This window comes from Microbacterium memoriense, assembly GCF_025398275.1.
GTDB lineage: Bacteria > Actinomycetota > Actinomycetes > Actinomycetales > Microbacteriaceae > Microbacterium > Microbacterium memoriense.
The window spans coordinates 142931-164397 of the sequence record NZ_JAODOR010000003.1 but is presented as its reverse complement, the minus strand read 5'-3'; the positions used below and the strand labels follow the sequence as shown (position 1 = coordinate 164397).

18 protein-coding genes are annotated in these 21467 nt (G+C 67.3%); 4 read left to right on the top strand and 14 right to left on the bottom strand.

The genetic code is table 11. The annotated features are described in order from the left end of the window. Positions 1–16: 16 nt before the first annotated feature. The 3 genes from N4R40_RS02435 (at position 17) to N4R40_RS02425 (ending at position 1949) form a co-directional block, all read left to right on the top strand. Positions 17–931, top strand: coding sequence for an Ltp family lipoprotein (locus N4R40_RS02435; RefSeq protein ID WP_261605776.1), 915 nt, complete (start codon positions 17–19; stop codon positions 929–931). A gap of 110 nt (positions 932–1041) precedes the next feature. Next, positions 1042–1239 carry a hypothetical protein gene (locus N4R40_RS02430; RefSeq protein WP_261605775.1) on the top strand — a complete coding sequence of 66 codons (198 nt, stop codon included), beginning with the start codon at positions 1042–1044 and terminating at the stop codon, positions 1237–1239. Positions 1240–1448: 209 nt separating this feature from the next. Then, positions 1449–1949 (top strand): hypothetical protein, encoded by a 501-nt coding sequence (locus N4R40_RS02425; protein WP_261605774.1) that lies wholly within the window; start codon positions 1449–1451, stop codon positions 1947–1949. On the opposite strand, the gene N4R40_RS02420 is transcribed toward N4R40_RS02425, so the two are convergent. The 14 genes from N4R40_RS02420 to lepA all read right to left on the bottom strand — a co-directional run bounded on the left by N4R40_RS02420 (position 1946) and on the right by lepA (position 16475). After that, a complete protein-coding gene (locus N4R40_RS02420; protein ID WP_261605773.1) occupies positions 1946–2839 on the bottom strand; it encodes a GIY-YIG nuclease family protein in 894 nt (297 codons plus the stop codon). The two genes, N4R40_RS02425 and N4R40_RS02420, sit on opposite strands and share 4 nt — an antisense overlap. Next, on the bottom strand, positions 2836–3942 hold the full coding sequence (locus N4R40_RS02415) for a restriction endonuclease subunit S (RefSeq protein ID WP_261605772.1): 1107 nt from the start codon (positions 3940–3942) through the stop codon (positions 2836–2838). The genes N4R40_RS02420 and N4R40_RS02415 overlap by 4 nt, the downstream gene beginning before the upstream one ends. Further along, the gene (locus tag N4R40_RS02410) at positions 3939–5525 is read right to left on the bottom strand and encodes a type I restriction-modification system subunit M (RefSeq protein ID WP_261605771.1); all 1587 of its coding nucleotides are present in this window, start codon (positions 5523–5525) and stop codon (positions 3939–3941) included. The genes N4R40_RS02415 and N4R40_RS02410 overlap by 4 nt, the downstream gene beginning before the upstream one ends. 27 nt (positions 5526–5552) lie before the next feature. After that, on the bottom strand, positions 5553–6446 hold the full coding sequence (gene era, locus N4R40_RS02405; RefSeq protein WP_261605770.1) for a GTPase Era: 894 nt from the start codon (positions 6444–6446) through the stop codon (positions 5553–5555). Further along, positions 6443–7807, bottom strand: a complete 1365-nt coding sequence (locus N4R40_RS02400; protein ID WP_261605769.1) for a hemolysin family protein — start codon at positions 7805–7807, stop codon at positions 6443–6445. The genes era and N4R40_RS02400 overlap by 4 nt, the downstream gene beginning before the upstream one ends. Then, entirely contained in the window at positions 7804–8271 is a 468-nt protein-coding gene (ybeY, locus tag N4R40_RS02395) for an rRNA maturation RNase YbeY (protein WP_261605768.1), read from the bottom strand. The genes N4R40_RS02400 and ybeY overlap by 4 nt, the downstream gene beginning before the upstream one ends. Further along, complete coding sequence (locus N4R40_RS02390; protein WP_261605834.1) at positions 8268–9296, bottom strand: PhoH family protein; 1029 nt, start codon at positions 9294–9296, stop codon at positions 8268–8270. The genes ybeY and N4R40_RS02390 overlap by 4 nt, the downstream gene beginning before the upstream one ends. A gap of 46 nt (positions 9297–9342) precedes the next feature. Continuing rightward, positions 9343–9690 (bottom strand): HIT domain-containing protein, encoded by a 348-nt coding sequence (locus N4R40_RS02385; RefSeq protein WP_261605767.1) that lies wholly within the window; start codon positions 9688–9690, stop codon positions 9343–9345. 23 nt (positions 9691–9713) lie between these two features. Beyond that, the gene (locus N4R40_RS02380) at positions 9714–10436 is read right to left on the bottom strand and encodes a 16S rRNA (uracil(1498)-N(3))-methyltransferase (protein WP_261605766.1); all 723 of its coding nucleotides are present in this window, start codon (positions 10434–10436) and stop codon (positions 9714–9716) included. A 1-nt stretch (position 10437) separates the two neighbouring features. Next, complete coding sequence (gene dnaJ / locus N4R40_RS02375) at positions 10438–11544, bottom strand: molecular chaperone DnaJ (protein ID WP_261605765.1); 1107 nt, start codon at positions 11542–11544, stop codon at positions 10438–10440. 49 nt (positions 11545–11593) lie between these two features. Next, positions 11594–12634, bottom strand: coding sequence for a heat-inducible transcriptional repressor HrcA (gene hrcA, locus N4R40_RS02370; protein ID WP_261605764.1), 1041 nt, complete (start codon positions 12632–12634; stop codon positions 11594–11596). A gap of 98 nt (positions 12635–12732) precedes the next feature. Beyond that, positions 12733–13950 carry a radical SAM family heme chaperone HemW gene (gene hemW, locus N4R40_RS02365; protein ID WP_261605763.1) on the bottom strand — a complete coding sequence of 406 codons (1218 nt, stop codon included), beginning with the start codon at positions 13948–13950 and terminating at the stop codon, positions 12733–12735. Then, a complete protein-coding gene (locus tag N4R40_RS02360; protein ID WP_261605762.1) occupies positions 13950–14600 on the bottom strand; it encodes a DUF1990 family protein in 651 nt (216 codons plus the stop codon). The genes hemW and N4R40_RS02360 overlap by 1 nt, the downstream gene beginning before the upstream one ends. A 24-nt stretch (positions 14601–14624) precedes the next feature. Then, the gene (gene lepA, locus N4R40_RS02355) at positions 14625–16475 is read right to left on the bottom strand and encodes a translation elongation factor 4 (protein ID WP_261605761.1); all 1851 of its coding nucleotides are present in this window, start codon (positions 16473–16475) and stop codon (positions 14625–14627) included. Positions 16476–16769: 294 nt separating this feature from the next. Here lepA and N4R40_RS02350 point away from each other — a divergent pair, with 294 nt between their 5' ends. Then, positions 16770–21446 carry an ExeM/NucH family extracellular endonuclease gene (locus N4R40_RS02350; RefSeq protein WP_261605833.1) on the top strand — a complete coding sequence of 1559 codons (4677 nt, stop codon included), beginning with the start codon at positions 16770–16772 and terminating at the stop codon, positions 21444–21446. Positions 21447–21467 lie beyond the last annotated feature (21 nt).

Below are 21467 nucleotides of genomic sequence, written 5' to 3'. Positions count from 1 at the left end.
AACAGAAGGCTCTGTCATGTCTGACAACGTCACCCCGTCCTCGTCCCTGCCGCCCGCCGGCTGGTACCCCGACCCGCAGAACTCGTCCGCGCAGCGCTATTGGGACGGCGCCCGCTGGACGGAGCAGGTAACCGCAGCTTCCGGTAGCCCCGCACCGACGGCACCGCACGGGTCCGCCCGCCCCTCGCAGCGCACGAGCACCACCATGATGCCGACCGGCGCTGTGCTCGCAACCGCGAAGCCCGGCCTGCGCGCCCTGAGATGGTGGCAGTGGGCGCTGATCGCTCTCGGCGTGCTGCTGCTGGTCGCCGCGATCGGTGGGGCGATCAGCAGTGGGAGCGACGCCGACGACCTCGCGGGCGCGGATGCACCCGTCGCCGCCGTGTCGACGCCGACGGCCGAGCCCGTTGAGGAAGAACCCGACACGACCGTCGCGGTGCCGGAGGTCGGTGGCAAGACGATCGGTGAAGCACGAGCGCTCATCGAAGGCGCCGGCTTCACTCTGACCGCCGATGCCGGCGTGGGTGAGGACTGGATCATCACGTCGCAGGGTCCGACGGGCGGGCTGAAGGCTGAGCTCGGAACGGCGGTGTCGGTCACTGCCGAAGCGCCGAAGCCGGTGTACTCGCTGGAACAGCAGAACGCTCTGAGCCAGGCGCAGTCATATCTCGACCTCACCGGCTTCTCGCGCCAGGGCCTCATCGATCAGATGTCGAGCGAGTACGGGTCCGGCTACCCCGTGGATGTGGCGACCTGGGCCGCCGACACCGTCGGCGCCGATTGGAACGCCGAAGCGGTCGAATCGGCGCAGTCGTACCTCAATCTCACGTCGTTCTCGCGGCAGGGGCTGTTCGATCAGCTCACCAGTGCCTACGGCGGCCAGTTCACTGCCGACGAAGCGAACCACGCCCTCGCGGCCGTCGGGTACTGACCGGATGCGGTGGGGCGGTCGTCGCGTGCAGCAGCGGCCGCCCTCAGCGCGAGCCTCGGCCGTGTCGGTGCCAGGTGGAATAGTGTGACAGACAAGTGGAAGGAACGGCCATGGCACCTGTGATCGAGTTGACGACCGAGCAGTTGGTTACGCGCAGAGACGAACTTCTCCAGAGCATTGCCTTGGTGACGTACGGCGACTTCCGCAGTCGCGCCCAAGGCGGCGTTCTCACGGATCGCGAGTGGGGTCTTCGGAACGAACTCGACTCCCTCGCCTATCTCCTCGGCGAAGACGACCTCACCGACTGACCTTCGTGCTTGGCCAAGCGAGCGAGTTTGCCGCCCGCATCGAAGAGACGATCCGGCGGTCACTCCCCGGTCCGGTTGTCGTGCGCGCGCTTCGGCACCCCGCGAACGGGAGAATCCGGATCTCACCAATCGACCCGGACGACCCATTGAGAGAGGTCACCCTCCCGTTGACCGGGCATGGCGTACAACTCGCTAGGTGGTCCTTCGTCATGTTCGCGGAGTCATCGCAAGACGGGTTCCTGAAGGTCGACCAACTCCGCATGTGGATGACTCCGGTTTTCGAAGAAGTCCCCGTCGTGCGGCTCGAGTTCGAGAACCGCTCGACGAAGCCTCCCGTGTCGCACTGGCAATTCCATGCAGAGCGGGGTGCCTTGTCGTTCATGCTGGCGCGGACCCGTTCAGACGGGCGCTATGAGAGTTCGCCGATGTCGCTCTCGGCCTTGCATTTCCCGACCGGTGGACGGCGGTTCCGGCCGGGAATCGAGGATTTCGTGCAGTTCCTCGTCCAAGAATGCGGATTCGACGCAGAGAAGGGCTGGCGCCACTCTCTGGAGGACGGTCGAGAACTTGGTCGCCGGTTCCAGGTTCGAACGATCGCGCGTGACTACCCCGCGGAGGTCGCCGAGGTGCTCAGACAGAACGGGTGGGTCGTCACGCCGCCGTCTGGCTTCGATGACTGGGAGGCGACGGCAGCGCTTCGCGAGTTCTAGGGCGCGAGCCCGCGCGATTCCCACGCGCCGAAGGTCCCCTCGCTCGACACCCATTCGACGCGCCCGTTGCACGACCGTCCGAGCGACACCGCCCCCGCCGTCGACGGCGACGAGAACACGATGTCGCGCGTAGTCACGCCGACACCGTCGGTCACGCTGACCGCGCCGTCGGCGACGAGCTTCTGATGCTGCGCGCGGTACGAGGCGTAGGCCTTCATCGTCGTCGCCGCGGTACCGGTCGCCGACCACTCCGCCACGATGCGTGAGCCGGCCAGCACCGTGAACTCACCATCAATCTGTTGGGCGGATGCGTCGACGCGCGAACGCGCATTCATCAGCCGGAAGATCGGCGAGTCCGTCGCGGCGATCTGTTCGAGAGACGTGGCACGCGAGCGGAACGCGTTGATCCCGAGCACCGGCAGCACGATGTGCAGCTGATCGAGGAAGTAGTCCATGTCGGAGGCGTCTGCCTCGGGGAGCGGTGGTGCCCCTGGAGCCGTTCCGTTCTCGACCGAAGAGCGCGCGGCCTGGGTTGCGAGCGCGATCAGACGAGACTCCAGGTAGCGCCCGTGCGACTTCGTGAGGTTCGTGTCCTTCGACGTGATGACGACGACGCGTTCCCAGAAATCCTTCTCGCGGTGGTGCTGACGCAACCGATCCCCCACCGCGTCGGCTTCACCGATGTAGCAGCGCACGTCACCGATCGCCGACTCGTCGTCGCCGAGGAGGAGGTACACGCCGGTGCGGGCGGCTTCGGGCCGTCGGAGCAACTCCGCGAGCTGAGACCGCGGAGCCGTCAGCACATGGCCGGTCCAGTTCGTGATCTCCGCGGTCGAGAGACCTCCCGGAGTCCCATCGACGAGGAAGAGCTTGATCTGCTTGCCGCTCACAGTTCTCCTCGGAAGGCGCGGTGCTGGAGGGAAGCGAAGAGAGTGTCGACGTCGCGTGACTTCGCGGTGTCTGCGAGAGTGCTCACCTCGGTGATCTGGCTGACGTAGTGATGTTGCGCTTCGATCGAGGGGAGGACGATGGGCATCTGCTTGATGATCCCCATATTGAGGCCGTCCATGACGGCTCCCTTGGCCGTCTTGCGAAGGTACTCGCGTGCTGTCGGGTGGTAGAGAAAATAGTCGTGCAGGTAGTCCGGCAGGCATCGCGACTGGTCAAGCGTGATGCAGCAAAGATGCTTGGTATTGATTGCCTGATCGATATCGTCCGGCACGACCCCACATCGGCCAACCGTCCCCATGATCGTGATGAGCACGTCACCGCCACGGACTGTGTAGCGCTTGAGTGACTCGTACTTCTCCTGCGTAATGAACCGCGGCTTAGCCCAGACAAACTCGTTGCTGACGACGTTGTCGATTCCCAGCACGGGAACACCGTCATCGACGAACTCGCTGTGAAGAAGATCGCTGCCGAAAGGGCCCGTGCGGAGTGCATTAGGTACCTCTGCAACTACGTCGGCGATCACGGTCGGCGCGAAACGTGCATTCGCGAAGCTTGTCTCGAAGTGCGCGACCCGCAGCCGCTCCAGGTTTTCGAGCGAACCGCGATGAAGGGTGCGAAGTGCGTCGGCCTCGTCGAGGATCGCGGCGATGCGGCGTTGCTCGGTGAGGGGTGGGAGGGGGATGCGCGCTCGATAGACATCGTTGCGATTGAGTCCAGGGACGGCTGCCGACCGATTCATGCTCTCGAGGCCCAGCGATTGCATTGTCCAGTACAACCAGCGAAGGTCCACCTCCGTCCGCAAGATGATGAAATATGCGGTGTCAATGGGCCAGCAACCATCTGCCGCGTACGTCAACGACCCGATCGACCCCTTGCGTCCGATGACAATTGTGGGTTCGTGAACCGATGCGTCGGCGTGACTCCCAACAACGCCACCGGAGCCAATCACGGGGTAGGAAGTCCCCTCACGATCCTCCGCCTTGAGCGCCTTTCCGTAGCGGAGCTCGACGAGTTCACCGAGGGGGACGGTCTCCCAGGTCACGCGAGCATCTCCCGCAAGCGCGCGAGGCCGGCCTGGATCTCGACCTCCAACGCGTCGAGTTCATTCAGAATTTCGGTCGGTGAGCGGTGCTCGACCTCTTCGATCTCGAGTTCCTTGTAGCGGTTGAGCGAGAGGTCGTACGCGTTGTCGACGATCTCTTGTTTCGGAACGAGGAATGACTGGGCCGTGCGCGGGCGGGTGTGCTCGGGGGATCTCGGTACGCCGCCGTCGGCGGCTACTCGATCAGCGAAGGGGTGCGCGTCGGCGGCTCCCCCACCAGCGAGGGTGTGAGCGTCGGCAGATCCGCCGGCGGTGACGGAGCGCCAGCGGGCGACGATGTCGGGGTAGTCCGTCGCGTCGATCGGGGTGCGCTTGTCGTCGAGCGTGAAGCCGTCAGCGCGCACGTCGTAGAACCACACCTTGTCGGTGCCGCCCGACGACGTCTTCGTGAACAGCAGAATCGCGGTCGACACCCCGGTGTAGGGCTTGAAAGTCCCCGACGGCAGCTTGATGACGGCATCCAGCTTCTGATCTTCAACGAGCATCTTCCGCACCGCCTTGTGCGCGTTCGACGATCCGAACAGCACGCCCTCCGGCACGATCACGGCTGCGCGGCCACCGTTCTTCAACAGCTTGATCATCAGCACGAGGAAGAGCAGCTCGGTCTTGCGCGTCTTGACGGCCTTCTGCAGATCCTTCGCGACCGTCTCGTCGTCGAGCGACCCGGCGAACGGCGGGTTCGCGAGCACGAGCGAGTACACCCCCTCGGACGGATGCCCCTCCGACAGGGAATCGGCGCGCTCGATCGTCGGGTTCTCGACGCCGTGCAGCAGCATGTTCATACTGGCGATGCGGGCCATCGCGGCATCGGAGTCGTAACCCGTGAACATCTCGTTGTTGAAGTGCGCGCGGAAGGTGGCATCCGTCCACGCGTCTTCGTGATGATCGCGCAGGTACTCTTCGGCCGCAACGAGGAAGCCGGCCGTGCCGACCGCCGGGTCGATGATCCGGTCGTCGATGCGCGGCTCGGTGAGATCGACCATCAGCTGGATGACGTGCCGCGCCGTGCGGAACTGCCCGTTCGTGCCACTCGTCGCGAGCTTCTTCAGCATGTACTCGTAGATGTCGCCCTTGGTGTCGCGATCATCCATCGGGATGTCGGCGAGCAGGTCGACGACCTTCGTCAGCAGCGCCGGCGTCGGGATCGTGAACCGGGCATCCTTCATATTGCGCGCGTAGCTCGACCCTTCCGCGCCCAGGCGGCGCAGGAACGGGAAGACGTACTCGGCGACGACATCGAACATCTCGCTCGGCGAGTAGTTCGTGAACACGCTCCAGCGCAGATCGTTGTACGGTCGCGGCGTCCGCGCCGTGTCGTCGAGCCCCTCCGGGAACACCGGATTCTCGATCGGCTGTCCGGTGCGCGCCGCCTTCTTCTCGGCGAGCGTGTGCAACTCGTCGAGCCGCCGAATGAACAGCAGATACGTGATCTGCTCGATCACCTCAACGGGATTCGCGATACCGCCCGACCAGAACGCATCCCAGACCTTGTCGACCTGAGGGCGCAGTTCACCTGTGACCAACGGGATACTCCTTTGTTGCGAAACGCGTCAGAAGCCGAGGCGGCCGAGCTGCTTGGGGTCGCGTTGCCATTCCTTCGCGACCCGCACGTGGAGCTTGAGGAACACCTTCGTCTCCACGAGCGGCTCGATCTGGGCGCGCGCCCGCGATCCGACATCCGCCAGCCGCGAACCGCGATGGCCGATGATGATCGCCTTCTGACTGTCACGCTCGACGACGATGTTCGCGAAGATGTCGGTCATCGAGCCGGTCTCGCGGCGCGACATGTCCTCGATCGTCACGGCGATCGAGTGCGGGAGCTCGTCGCGCACACCCTCGAGCGCGGCTTCACGGATGATCTCCGCGATGCGGTCTTCGATCGATTCGTCGGTGACGACACCCTCTTCATAGAGGCGCGGGCCGAACGGCATGAGCGCGAGCAGTTCGTCGGTGAGCACCTCGAGCTGTTCGCCGGCCAGCGCCGACAGCGGAATGACCGACACCCAATCCTCGCGGAGACTGTCGACCTCCATCAGCCGCTCGGTGATCTGGTCGCGCGAGGCGATGTCGGTCTTGGTCACGAGCGCGATCTTCTTGGCACGCGGGTAGCCGTCGAGCGACTCGGCGATGCGGCGGTCACCCGGGCCGACCTTCTCGGTCGCGGGCACCAGGAAGCAGATCACGTCGACATCTCCCAGCACCTGGTCGACGAGATGGTTGAGCCGCTCGCCGAGGAGGGTCCGCGGCTTGTGGATGCCGGGGGTGTCGACGATGATCAGCTGCCCGGCGGGCCGGTTCACCATGCCGCGGATCGCGCGTCTGGTCGTTTGCGGCTTGTCGCTCGTGATGGCGACCTTCTCCCCCACGAGAGCGTTGGTCAGCGTGGACTTGCCGACGTTGGGGCGGCCGACGAACGTCACGAACCCCGATCGAGTTTCGGTCATCGGTGGGTGTTCCTTTGGGTCTTGACTTCCCCCGTGGAGGTATCCACGATCGGGTTCTCTCCCGTGCGAGACGCACGGCCGCCGAACGCGGCGTCTGCGGCGGCCAGATGGGGCCCGCGTTCCACGAAAACGGTGGCAAGGCCCCGGCCGCGCCCCCGCGACGTTCCGCCGGTGATGATGAGCCCACCGTACTCGGCCGTCGCGCCGGGCAGCGGCACGCGCCCCAGCAGCTTGCCCAAGAGCCCGCCGATCGAGTCGACGTCCTCGTCCTCGAGTTCGATGCCGAACAGCTCACCGACTTCGTCGAGACCGAGGCGCGCGCTGACGCGGTAGCGGCCGACTTCCAGTGCGACGACCTCGGTCGAACGCGGGTCGTACTCGTCGGCGATCTCGCCGACCAGCTCCTCGATGAGGTCCTCGAGGGTCACGAGGCCCGCGACTCCGCCGTACTCGTCGACCACGAGACAGACGTGGACGGCATCCTTCTTCATCTGCTGCAGCAGGGTCTCCGCCTTCATCGACTCCGGAACGAAGACGGCGGGGCGGGCGATCGAGCTCACCGGCGCGTCGCGCCAGGCACTCTCATCCCGGTACGCGAACTGCACGAGGTCCTTCAGGTACACGACGCCGGTGATGTCGTCGGCGGCGTCATCGGCGATCGGGATGCGGGAGACACCCTTGTCGAGGAACAGCTGCATCGCCTGCTGCGTCGTGTCGGAGGCATCCATCGTCACCATGTCGGTGCGCGGCACCATGACGGCGCGCACGAACGTGTCGGTGAAATCGAAGACGGAGTGGATGAGCTCGCGGTCGTCTTCCTCGATGAGGTCCTGCGACGCGGCCTCGTCGACCATGCTCAGCAGCTGCTCCTCCGAGGCGAACGACGTGCCGCGCTGGACGCCCGGAGTGAAGCGATTGCCGACGAGGACGAGGAGATGCGCGACCGGACCGAGCACGACACGCGCACCACGGATGAGGGGCGCGCACGCGCGCAACAGGCCCTTCGCGTGCTGCCGTCCGACGGCGCGCGGGCTCGCGCCCACGAGCACGAACGACACGATCGTCATGAGGATCGCCGCCGCCAGGACCGCCCACCAGATGCTGTCGAAGAGCACGGAGAAGGCCGCGGTGACGAGCACGGCGGCGGTCGTCTCAGCCAGGATCCTGATGAAGACGACCGCGTTGGCGTGCGGTTCGGGATCGGCAGCAATCCGCGCGAGCGCGGCTTCGTTGCGTCCGGTCACCGAGAGTTCGGCGATGTCGGCTCGCGACGTGACGCTGAGTGCGGCATCGATCGCGGCCATCAGGCCGCCGAGGGCCACCAGGAGGACGGCGGCGATCAGCAAGAGAGTTTCGGTCATGCGCGTCGTCGACGCTCCGATGCCTGGAACGTCGTGATCAGCTCGCGCTGCAGACCGAACATCTCTCGCTCTTCCTCCGGCTCGGCGTGGTCGAAACCGAGGAGGTGGAGGAGCCCGTGCGTCGTGAGCAGGATGAGCTCGTCGAGCGTCGAGTGTCCCGCGGTCTGGGCCTGGCCCTCCGCGACCTGCGGGCAGAGCACGATGTCGCCGAGAAGCCCGGGCGGCGTCGGCTGCTCTTCCGTTCCCGGTCGCAGCTCGTCCATCGGGAAGCTCAGCACATCGGTCGGTCCGGGCTCGTCCATCCACTGCACGTGCAGGGCTTCCATCGCGCCCTCATCGACCAGGAGGATCGCGACGTCGGCGTCGGGTGAGACGTGCAGCTCGCTGAAGTTGTGCTCCATCAGGCGCAGCAGAACGGTCTCGTCGGTCGTGATGCCGGACTCGTTGGTGATCTCGATGGTCATGATCGTCCTCGCTGGGGAAGGTGGTCACGGGGTCCGCTGGGCCGGGCAGGTCCGCGCCGCTCGGCGCGGTTCGCGAATTCGGATGCCTCGTCGCGCTCGCGCCGTGACGCCAGGCGCTGCTCGTCGTAGACGGTGTAGGCGTCGACGATCCGGCCGACGAGGTTGTGCCGCACGACATCGTCGCTCGTCAGCATGGCGAAGTGGATGTCGTCGATGTCTTTCAGCACCCGGGTCACGAGGCGCAGGCCCGAGGCGCCCTGCGGCAGATCAACCTGGGTGATGTCGCCGGTGACGACCATCCGCGTGCCGAAACCGAGACGCGTCAGGAACATCTTCATCTGCTCGGGCGTCGTGTTCTGGGCCTCATCGAGGACGACGAACGAGTTGTTGAGCGTACGGCCACGCATGTACGCCAGGGGCGCGACCTCGATCGTGCCGGACGCCATGAGCTTGGGCACCAACTCGGGATCCATCATTTCGTTGAGCGCGTCGTACAGGGGCCGCAGGTACGGATCGATCTTGTCCGTCAGCGTCCCGGGCAGGAAGCCGAGCCGCTCGCCGGCTTCGACCGCGGGCCGCGTCAAGATGATGCGGTCGACCTCTTTGCGCTGCAGCGCCTGGACCGCCTTCGCCATCGCGAGATAGGTCTTTCCGGTACCGGCCGGACCGATGCCGAACACGATCGTGTGGTCTTCGATCGCGTCGACATAGTTCTTCTGTCCGACCGTCTTCGGGCGGATGGTGCGGCCGCGCGAGGTGAGGATCACTTCGCCGAGCACCTCGGACGGGCGTGGTCCGGCATCGTCGCGAAGGATTTTGCTCGATGTCCGGACGTCCGCCGGTTCCAGGCCCGCGCCGGAACGGGTCATCGCGATGAGCTCGTCCACCAGCACGCGCGCCGAGGCCACGGCATCCGCGTCGCCGGTGAGGGTGACCTCGTTGCCCCGGACGTGCACGGCAACGGCCGGGTGCTCTTTCTCGACGACCCGGAGCAGGCGATCCTGCGGGCCCAGCAACTGCACCATCGCGATGCCGTCGACGAGGATGCGGTCGACGGTCGGTTCGTCGGCGTCAGCCACCGAGGCTCCCTTCGGCAAGTCCCCCGGCGAGGACGTGCGCGTGAACGTGGAATACGGTCTGCCCGGCGCCGGCGCCAGTGTTGAAGATCAGGCGGAAGTCGCCGTCCGCGTGCTCGGCCGCGAGCGCGTTCGCCAGGCCCACCATCTCGGTGAGCAGCGCCGGGTCGCCAGCGGCGAGCTCGACCACGTTGCGGTAGTCGGCCGTCTTCGGGATCACGAGCAGATGCAACGGCGCCTGCGGCGCGATGTCGCGGATGGCGAAGACGTTCTCCGTCTCGGCGACGATCTCGGACGGGATCTCGCCCGCTAGGATGCGTGTGAAGATCGACGGCTCGCTCATGTCCCCAGTCTATCCGGGGGCGCTCACCAGCGGCCGAGGTGCGCGCTCACGAGCGCGAGTGCGGCGGGACCGGCCGTCGAGGTGCGCAAGACGGTGTCGCCGAGGCGGACGAGCGTGGCACCGGCGGACGCGAGGCTTGCGAGTTCTTCCGGTGCGATGCCGCCTTCGGGTCCCACGATCAGCACGATGTCCGACTCGGCCGGCAGTTCGATCTGCGAGAGACGGACGGATGCCGTCGGCTCCAGCACGAGCAGGGTGCCCGCCCGCGCAGCGAGTTGCGCCGTCGAGACAGGTGCCACCACTTCGGGCACCCACGCCCGATGGGCTTGCTTCGCGGCTTCCCGCACGATGCTCTGCCAGCGCGCGACGCCCTTCGCTGCCTTCTCCGCGTTCCAGCGCGAGACGCTCCGCGTCGCTTGCCACGGGACGATCTCGTCGACTCCGAGTTCGGTCGCCGCCTGCACGGCAAGCTCATCGCGGTCACCCTTGGCGAGTGCCTGCACCAGCACGAGGCGCGGCGCGGGAGCCGGCCGGACCGCGGCATCCGTCACCCGGACCACGACCTCTTTCGGCGCCACCGCCGTCACCGTACCGCTGAGCCAGGCGCCCGCGCCGTCGCCGACCGTCACGTCCTCGCCTTCCCGGAGCCGGCGGACGACGGCGGCGTGATGGGCTTCGGGCCCGCGCAAGACGACGTCCTCGCCGACCGCCGCCGTGATCTCGTCGACCAGGAAGTGCAGTGCCATCTCAGCCCCGGAAGCGGTCGCGGAGCTTCGCGAACATTCCCTGGTGGAACTGCGACAGTTGCGGGCCGGGCGCCTTGGTCTTCTTCGCGAAGTCCTCGATCAGGGCGCGTTCCTTGGCATCGAGGCGCGTGGGAGTGACGACCTGCACGGCCACGCGGAGATCGCCGCGCGTGCCGCCGCGCAGCGGAGTGATGCCGCGACCCTTGATCGTCAGGACGTCGCCGGACTGGATGCCGGGCCGCACCTCCAGGTCGACGTCACCGTCGAGAGAGGTGATGGTCGTTGCGGTGCCGAGGATCGCATCCGGCATCGAGACCTCGAGCGTCGCCAGGAGGTCATCGGCATCACGGCTGAAGACGTCGTCGGGGGTGACGGTGATCTCCAGGTACAGATCGCCATTGGGGCCACCGGCCGGTCCGACTTCACCGGATCCCGGCAGCTGCAGGCGAAGCCCCGTCTCGACACCGGCGGGGATGTCGAGCGAGACGGTGCGGCGTGCACGCACGCGCCCCTGGCCCTGGCATGTGGCGCACGGATACGGGATCGTCGTGCCGTAGCCCTGGCAGGCGTTGCACGGCTGCGACGTGACGACATTGCCGAGGAGACTGCGGACAGTGCGCTGAATCTGGCCGGACCCGTGGCAGATGTCGCACGTCGCCTCACGCGTGCCGGGCTGGCAGCACGAGCCCTCGCACGTCTCGCACAGCACCGCGGTGTCGACCTCGATGTCTCGGTGGATGCCGAAGACGACGTCCTTGAGGTCGAGGGTGACCCGCACGAGCGCATCCTGGCCGCGTTCGCGCCGCGAGCGGGGCCGGCCCGCGCGCTGACCGCCTCCTCCGCCGAAGAAGGTCTCGAAGATGTCGCCGAATCCGCCGAAGCCCGCTCCGCCGAAGCCTCCGCCGTCGCCGCCGAGGTCGTAGCGCTGGCGCTGTTCAGGGTCGCTGAGCACGTCATACGCATGGGTCACGAGTTTGAACCGCTCGGAAGCGTCCTCCCCCGGATTCACATCGGGGTGAAGCTCCCGCGCGAGTCGGCGGTACGCCTTCTTGATCTCATCCGGGGTCGCCTCGCGCGAAACACCGAGTACTTCGTAGTGGTCTGCCACAATCGCCTTCCTGCCCCGTTGCGGGGGTGTGGGTTTGCGAACCGTGCGCTCAGTGGGACGTATCGTCCTCGTCGAGCAGCCGGCTCAGATAGTGTGCGACGGCACGAACCGTCGCGAGGTTGGTGGGGTAATCCATGCGGGTGGGGCCGAGCAGACCCACGCGGGCCCGAGATCCGGTCGCGTCGTAGTCGCTCGTGAGGACGGATGCCTCACCCAACCCGAACGGGTCGTTCTCACGGCCGATACTGGCGGCCAGTCCGTGCTCATCGGCGACCATCTCGCCCATGAGGCGCAACAGCGTCACCTGTTCTTCGATCGCTTCCAGGAGCGGGTAGATGCTGCCCCGGAAGTCGCCTTCGCGTCGCGCGAGTGTCGCACTCCCCGCCATGACGAGTCGGTCTTGACGGAACTCATCGAGCTCTTCCGCGACGATCCGGGCGACCGTGCGCACGGCCTCGTCGACTCTCGACGGCGGACGCGTCTCGTCCGCGAGAAGATCGGCGATCGCCTGCGCGGCGTCGCGCACGGATGAGCCGGTGACGAGGCGGGCCATCGCCGCTTTGATCTGATCGATATCGCCGTCGAGGACGTCATCGCGAAGGAAAGTGACACGCTGCGAGACCCGACCGGTGTCGGTCACGACGATGATCACGACCCGTGTGCCGCCGAGGTGCACGACCTCGACGTGCGACACGCTCGCGCGGGCGAAAGACGGATACTGGACGATCGCGACCTGACCGGTCAGCTGCGTGAGCGCGCGGACGGTGCGCACCAGCAGATCGTCGAGGTCCACCGGGTCATTCAAGAACGATGAGATCGCCGAGCGCTGGGCAGTCGTCAGCGGGCGGAGGTCCGCAAGGTGATCGACGAAGACGCGATATCCCTTGTCGGTCGGGACGCGGCCCGAAGAGGTGTGCGGTGCGGCGATCAGCTCTTCGTCTTCCAGCAGCGCCATGTCGTTGCGGATCGTGGCCGCCGACACGCCGAACTGGTGACGCTCGACGATCGCCTTGCTGCCGACCGGTTCGTGCGTGTCGACATAGTCCTGCACGATCGCGCGAAGGACCTGCAGTCCGCGTTCCGAGACCATGATCCTCCTCGCCATCCCGCCGGGTTCTGGCACTCCCGATCCTCGAGTGCCAATCCTATCCCGCCACTCTGGGAGGCGCGGCAAAACCCACGCGGGTCTCAGACGGTCAGCGCACGCACGACCGCATCGGCCAGCAGGCGTCCCCGACGGGTGAGGATGATCCGGCCGCGGAGGGCTTCAGCCCCCTCGATCAGCCCGTCGGCGATGAGCCCGGCGACGGCGCGCCGACCCTCCCCCGTCACCTCCGATACCGGAAGTCCCTCGACGATCCGCGACCGGAGCAACACACTCTCCAGCCGCCGCGCGGCGTCATCCGGTCGTTCGCGTCCGGCTCCGGGCGATTCGCCGGCTGCGAGACGCTGGGCGTACGCAGCAGGATGCCGAACGTTCCACCAGCGCAGGCCACCGACGTGGCTATGGGCTCCGGGACCGTACCCCCACCAGTCCTCGCCCTGCCAGTAAGCGAGATTGTGCCGCGATCGTTGGGCCGGACTGGTCGCCCAATTGGAGATCTCGTACCACTGGAAGCCCGCCGTCGCCAGCAGCTCGTCGGCCAGTTCGTACATATCGGCCTGGAGATCATCCGACGGTGCGGCCACCTCGCCGCGGCGGATCTGCCGTTCGAGCTTCGTGCCCTCCTCGATGATGAGCGCGTAAGCCGATATGTGGTCGGGGCGCAGTCTGATCGCCGTCTCCAGCGACGCACGCCAGTCGGCCAGCGTCTCCCCCGGGGCGCCGTAGATGAGATCGAGGCTCACCGCGAGCCCGGCCGCACGCGCCGCGGCGACAGCCGTCGTCACACGCTCGGGGTCGTGGGTCCGGTCGAGCGCGGCCAGCACGTGCGGCACAGCCGATTGCATCCCGATCGAGAGCCTCGTGACGCCGGCAGCGGCGAGCTCGTGCGCGACCGCATCCGTCACCGTGTCGGGATTGGCTTCGACCGTGACTTCCGCTCCGGGCTCGAGTGCGAACGTCTCACGGACGCCCGCGAGCATGCGCGCGAGGTCACCCGGCGGCAGGAGCGTCGGGGTCCCGCCCCCGAAGAAGACCGTCCGCGCGGGACGGAGCGCGCCCGCGTCGGAGAGGACCCGTCGTGACAGCGCGATCTCGCGCAGCACCTCATCGGCATAGGTGTCCTGACGGGCTCCGCGCAACTCGGTTGCGGTGTAGGTGTTGAAGTCGCAGTACCCGCACCGCACCCGGCAGAAGGGGACGTGCAGGTAGACGCCGAATGCGCGGTCGGGATCGGCCGTGATGTCGTCCGGGAGTGCGCCGTCCCGAGGAACCGGGTCGCCGAGGGGAGCCGCGGCGCCCATCAGGCGGGTGTCGTGTACAGCGGTGAAATCGCGCGGAGGTACCCCTGGAAGAGTTCGCGGCGGCGACGCTTCAGTAACGGCGGGACCAGACGGTAGAGCGCCGAGACGGGGCGATCGAACGCGCGCACCGTGAACCAGACCTCGTCGTTGTCGTACCACTCGACGACGAAGGACTCTTCACCGCTCACGGCTGAATCGCCCACCGTCCCGAGCGCGAATCCGATCCGTCGCGGTTCTTCCGTGACGAAGATCACGCGAAGCTCGGCATCGGCGCTGAGTCCCCCGACCCGTCCGTGGACGCGGATCGTGGTGCCCGCACTCACGTAGGGGGTTCCGTCCGCGTCGAAGCGCTGATCGGCTTCGAGTCGGCTCGGGACGACAGGGGCGCCGTCCGCGTCGAAGCTCACGCCCGAGTACATCGGCCCGGCAGCGGGGCGGACATCGCTGACCGCGAGCCCCGCGCCCCGCAGAGCGGTCCACGACAGGAGCGCCTCGCCGGACGTCGTGAAGCGCTCTTCGCCACTGCCGATCCGCCACGACGCTTCCGCCGGCACACTGTGCTCGGGCGGGTAGCCCATCAGGTCGTGCGCCTGCGTCGCCCCGACCGCGGCGTAGTCGACCGTGCCGTCCTGGAAGTTTCCACGACGCATCCGCTCCACCCTTCGCCGTTCTTGTTACTTCTTGTCTTTGCCGTCCACGTCACCGGACAACGCCGCGATGAACGCTTCCTGCGGCACCTCGACGCGTCCGACCATCTTCATGCGCTTCTTGCCCTCTTTTTGCTTCTCGAGAAGCTTGCGCTTGCGGCTGATGTCACCGCCGTAGCACTTGGCGAGGACGTCCTTGCGGATGGCACTGATGTTCTCGCGGGCGATGATACGCGCCCCGATCGCTGCCTGGATGGGCACCTCGAACTGCTGGCGCGGAATGAGTTTGCGCAGGCGCTCGGTCATCATCGTTCCGTACGCGTACGCCTTCTCGCGGTGCACGATCGAACTGAACGCGTCGACCTTTTCGCCCTGCAACAGGATGTCGACCTTCACGAGGTCCGCGATCTGCGTGCCGGCCGGTTCGTAGTCGAGGCTCGCGTAGCCCTGGGTCTTGGACTTCAAATGGTCGAAGAAGTCGAAGACGATCTCGCCCAGCGGCATGTTGTAGCGCAACTCGACGCGGTCCTCGCTGAGATACTCCATGCCGAGGAGCGTCCCGCGACGGAACTGGCAGAGCTCCATGACCGTGCCGACATAGTCCTTCGGCAACAGGATGCCGACCTTCACGACGGGCTCTGCGACCTCGGCGACACGCCCATCGGGGTATTCGCTGGGGTTCGTCACCGTGACGAGATCGCCGGTATCGGTGGTGACCTCGTAGGTGACCGAGGGCGCCGTCGTGATGAGGTCGAGACCGAACTCTCGCGACAGCCGCTCGGTGATGATCTCGAGATGCAGGAGCCCGAGGAATCCGCACCGGAACCCGAAGCCGAGCGCGACGGATGTCTCGGGTTCGTACTGGAGGGACGCGTCGGACAGCTTGAGCTTGTCGAGCGCCTCGCGCAGGTCACCGTAGTCGCTCCCGTCGATGGGATAGATCCCCGAGAACACCATGGGCTTCGGGTCGGTGTATCCGGGGAGCGCCTCGGTCGCGGGCTTGCGATGGTGGGTGATCGTGTCGCCGACCTTGGACTGGCGCACATCCTTCACGCCGGTGATCAGGTAGCCCACCTCGCCCACACCGAGACCCTGGGTGGGCACGGGCTCCGGGCTCGATACCCCGATCTCCAAAAGCTCGTGCGTGGCCCGCGTCGACATCATCTGGATGCGCTCGCGAGGCTCGAGCTTCCCGTCGATCATTCGGACATAGGTCACGACGCCGCGGTACGAGTCGTAGACGGAGTCGAAGATCATCGCGCGTGCCGGCGCGTCGGCATCGCCCCGCGGTGCGGGAATCTGCTCGACGATGCGGTCGAGCAGCTCTTCGACGCCCTGACCCGTCTTCCCACTGACGCGCAGCACGTCCTCGGGCTTGCCGCCGATGAGGTTGGCGAGTTCGGCCGCGAACTTCTCCGGGTCAGCCGCGGGAAGATCGATCTTGTTCAGGACCGGGATGATGTGGAGATCGTTCTCCAGAGCGAGGTACAGGTTCGCGAGGGTCTGCGCCTCGATCCCCTGCGCCGCATCGACGAGCAGCACGGCACCTTCGCACGCGGCGAGAGAACGCGACACCTCGTACGTGAAGTCCACGTGGCCGGGCGTGTCGATCATGTTCAGCGCGTACGCGTTGTCGGAGAGTGCCCACGGCATCCGCACCGCCTGCGACTTGATCGTGATGCCACGCTCGCGCTCGATGTCCATCCGGTCGAGGTACTGCGCCCGCATATCGCGGTCGGAGACGACGCCGGTCATCTGCAGCATCCGATCGGCCAGAGTCGACTTGCCATGGTCGATGTGGGCGATGATGCAGAAGTTGCGGATGAGCTCGGGCGGGGTGGCGGCAGGCTCGAGGGGCTTCAGGGCGCGCGGGGACATGTTCCGGCAAGTCTACCGGGAGCGTGTGCCGTGCTCCGGGCACTCTCCACCCTGGGTGGGCCGCACACTAGCCGACATCGGGAGAGACACGCCAGCGAACCGGTTGATGAGAAAGAGTTAACGGTTTTGCCCCTTGTCATGGTCGACGGATGCCAAGAATGCTCAAGGCAGTGGCCGGAAGCTGCGCGAAACCCCCTGTCGCGCCCGGACCCCTCGGAGACACACGTGACGCACAACGCCCTGTCCCATCCGCACAACTCCCGCCGGTTGGCCGCGACCCTGACCGCGACCGCGATGGTCGCGGGAGGTCTCGTGCTGGCGCCGCTCCCCGCGGCAGCCGTCGTCACCCCGACGGCGGCTCTCGTCATTTCGGAGGTGTACGGCGGCGGCGGCAACAACGGCGCGGCGTTCAACCGTGATTTCATCGAGCTCGCGAACGTGAGTGGCGACGCCGTAGACCTCAGCGGATACAGCGTCCAGTACGCCTCGGCAACGGGAGCCAACTGGCAGGTGACAGCGCTCAGCGGGTCGCTCCCCGCGGGGGCCCAGCTGCTGATCGGTGAGGCCCCTGGTGCGAATGCGGCCCTCCCGGCCTTCACCGCGGACATCGACGGCTCGATCGCCCTCAGCGGGTCACAGGGCAAGGTCGCGCTCGTCGCGAGCGCGACGGCTCTCACCGGCGCCACGGGGCTCACGTCCCTCCCCGAGGTCGTCGACTTCGTCGGTTGGGGCGCTGCGGGTGACTTCGCCGGCAGCGCGCCGGCACCGGCCACCACGAACGCCACGAGCGTCTCGCGGTCGGCGACGTTCGCGAACACGGCCGACAACGCTGCGGACTTCACGGCGGGCGCGCCCACTCCGGTGGGTCTCGGCACGGGCGTCGACCCCACCCCGACCCCCACACCCACTCCCACTCCCACCGAAACCGCGCCGGCGGAACCGACGTCGGCGACGATCGCCGAAATCCAGGGCACCGGTGATGCCTCGCCACTGGCCGGGTCCACCGTCACCACGACCGGCGTCGTGACCGCTCACTACCCCACCGGCGGTTTCGCCGGCTACGTCATCCAGACGCCCGGCTCCGGCGGGGACCTCGACCTCGCGACGCACACGGCATCCGACGCGATCTTCGTGTACTCCCCCGCCGCTACCGGCGAGGTCGCGCTCGGCGACACCGTTCGGGTGACCGGCGCGGTCTCCGAGTTCAACGGACTGACCCAAATCACGGTGGCGGCAGGCGGCGCCGTGAAGATCGATGCGGCCACCCCGCCTGTACCCGCGGCGCTTCCCTGGCCCACCGCTCCCGCACAACGCGAAGCGCTGGAGTCGATGCTGATCGCTCCGCAGGGCGATTTCACGGTCACGAACACGTACTCGACGAACCAATACGGCGAAGTGGGGCTCGCCACGGGCACGACGCCCCTTCGCCAGCCGACGGATGTCGCCCGTCCGGGTACTCCGGAAGCGGCGGCGGTCTCGGCCGACAATGCGGCCCGCGCCGTCACGCTCGACGACGGCACCAGCACGAACTATCTGTCACCGGCGAATGCCGCGCTGACCCCGGCCTATGTCTCGCTCGCGGAGCCGATCGTCGTGGGCGGTGGCGTGAGCTTCACCGAGCCGCTGATCGTCGACTATCGCAACAACGCGTGGAAGCTGAACCCGCCGCAGCCGCTCGCCGGCGACGGCTCCGGCGTCGACGGTGTGGCCTTCACGAATCCCCGGACCGCTGCCCCCGAGTCCGTCGGTGGCGATGTGCGCGTGGCATCGTTCAACGTCCTGAACTACTTCACGACTCTCGGGACCGACAACCCTGGGTGCACGGCGTACACCGACCGCTTCGGCGACGGTGTCACCGTCCGCGACGGATGCGACCAGCGTGGTGCGTGGGATGCCGCCGATCTCGAGCGCCAGCAGGACAAGCTCGTCGCGGCGATCACGACGCTGGACGCGGACGTCGTCGGCCTCATGGAGATCGAGAACTCTGCCGCGCTCGGTGAGCAGGCAGATGAGGCGACGGCGACGCTCGTGGACGCGCTCAACGCCGCGGACGGCGCAGAGACCTGGGCCTTCGTGCCCTCCTCGAGTGACCTCCCGCCCGTCACGGAACAGGACGTCATCACGAACGCGATCATCTATCGCACGGCATCCGTCGACACCGTCGGTGCGGCGCGGGCCCTCGGCGACCAGAGCGCGGACGGGGAAGCCTTCGGGAACGCCCGCGAGCCGATCGGTCAGGTCTTCACGCCGGATGCCGGCGGTGCGCCGTTCCTGTTCGTCGTGAACCACTTCAAGTCGAAGGGCTCGGCGGGTCCGTGGCCGGGCGATGCCGACACCGGCGATGGTCAGGGATCGTCGACCGAATCGCGCGTTCGTCAGTCCACCGCCCTGCGCGACTGGGTCACGACGATCCAGGGGGATGTCACGGCCGTCGCCCTCGTCGGTGACTTCAACTCGTACGGGCAGGAAGACCCGCTGCAGGTGCTGTACGAGGCGGGCTACACCAACGCCGAGGAGGCTCTCGAGGTCGACTCGTCGTCGTACAGCTTCTCGGGACTGTCCGGCTCGCTCGACCACGTGCTGCTCAACGACGCAGCGCTCGGCCGCGCCACCGGCGCCGACATCTGGAACATCAACTCGGGCGAGTCGGTGGCGCTGGAGTACAGCCGATTCCGTTCGCACGGCACCGAGTTCTACCAGAGCGACGCCTACCGTTCGAGCGATCACGATCCGGTGATCGTCGGGCTCGACGCCGACGCCGCGCCGATCGAACTGACGCTCCTCGACATCAACGACTTCCACGGTCGCATCGACTCGAACACCGTGGCCTTCGCGGGCACGGTCGAGGAATTGCGCGCCGCGGCCGACGGTCCCACCCTGTTCCTGTCCGCGGGAGACAACATCGGCGCGTCGCTGTTCCCCTCGTCGGTCGCGAAAGACCAGCCGACGATCGATGTGCTCAACGTCCTCGGGCTCCAGGCATCCGCCGTCGGAAACCACGAGTTCGACCGCGGCTTCGCCGATCTCGCGGGTCGCGTGAGCGAGGCCGCGGACTTCCCGCAGCTCGGTGCGAACGTCTACCTGGCGGGGACCGAGACGCCGGCACTCGACGAATACGCACTGCTGGATGCCGGTGGCCTGACGGTCGGCGTGATCGGCGCCGTGACGGAGGAGACTCCGTCGCTCGTGTCACCCGCGGGAATCGTGGACCTCGCCTTCGGCGATCCGGTCGCAGCGGTCAACCGCGTCGCCGCAGAGCTCAGCGACGGCGACCCTGCCAACGGTGAGGCGGATGTGCTCGTCGCGCTGTACCACGAGGGCGCCGGAGCGGGCACGCCGGATGGCGCGACCCTCGAGGAGGAACTCGCCGCCGGCGGCGCCTTCGCGGCGCTCGTGAACGACACCTCGAGCACGGTCGACGCGATCTTCACCGGCCACACGCACAAGGAGTACGCCTGGTCGGCTCCGATCCCCGGCACCGACCGGACCCGCCCGGTCGTGCAGACCGGTTCGTACGGCGCCAACGTCGGCAAGATCACGCTCACGATCGACCCGGCCACCGGCGACGTGTCGGCGCACACCGAGACGAACGTCGCGCGGACGACGACCCCCGCCGCGGATCTCGTGGCGACCTACCCCCGGGTCGCGGCGGTGAAGTCGATCGTCGATGCTGCCCTGGCGGCCGCCGCGGAGATCGGCAACACCGCGGTCGGCGAGGTCTCGGGTGACATCACGACGGCCTACGCCGGCGGCTCGTTCCAAAACGGCGTGTGGTCGGGCGGAACCCGCGATGACCGGGCGAGCGAATCGACGCTCGGAAACGCCGTGGCGAACATGCTGCGCGACTCGCTCAGCGCCCTGCCGAGCGGAGCCGACATCGGCGTGACCAATCCGGGCGGCCTGCGGGCCGACCTCTGGGACACCCAGGCCGAGTTCGGGTCGACCGCGATCCCGGGACTTGCCGACGGGACGGTCTCGTTCTCGCAGGCGAACGCCGTGCTGCCGTTCAACAACACCCTGGCTCTGGTGACTCTCACAGGCACTCAGTTCACGACCACGCTGGAGCAGCAATGGCAGCGCAACGCCGATGGCACGGTGCCCTCGCGGCCCTACCTGCAGCTGGGTGTCTCGGACAACGTGACCTACACGTACGACGCCACGCGCCCCGAGGGATCGCGGATCACCTCGGTGAGGATCGACGGCACGCCGCTCGACCCTGACGGCACGTATCGCATCGGCACGTTCTCGTTCCTGGCGACGGGTGGCGACAACTTCCGCGCCTTCACGCAAGGCACGGACTACGTCGACACCGGACTCCTCGACTACGAAGCGTGGGTCGACTACATCGCCGACGGATCGCCGCTGGCGCCGGACTACGCGAAGCACGCCGTCCAGGTCTCCGGCGTCCCCGAGACTGTCGCGGCCGGCACGGCTTTCACCTTCTCGGTCGCGGGGCTCAACCTCACGAGCCGCGGGGCACCGGAGAACACGACGCTGCAGGTCTCCCTCGGCGAGACGGCGCTCGGCGACGTCGCTGTGGCGGCAGGAGCGGCCACCGTCACCGTGACGCTTCCCGCCGGCACTCCGGCCGGGGCTGCCGAGCTCACTCTCACCGCGCCGGCATCGGGGACCGTCGTCCAGGTGCCGGTGACGGTGGAGGCGGCCGCCGAGCCGGCGGCGAAAACGTCCACTCGTCTGATCGCCGTCTTGCCCGTGCACATCAACCGGATCGCGCCGTCGACGCTCATCGCATATGTGCAGCAGGACGGCGGCCGAGCGGAAGGCACGGTGGAGTTCCGCGAGGGCGACACCATCGTCGCGACGGTGCCGGTGAGGCGCGGGCTCGCGACACACACTCTCGGACGCCTGAGCCGCGGCACGCATACCTACACAGCGGTGTTCGTGCCGACTGATCAGGACGTCGCCACCGGGTCGACGAGTAATGCGGCGAAGGTGCGGGTGCTGTTCTGACGCAGGGCGAGGTCCGCGAGG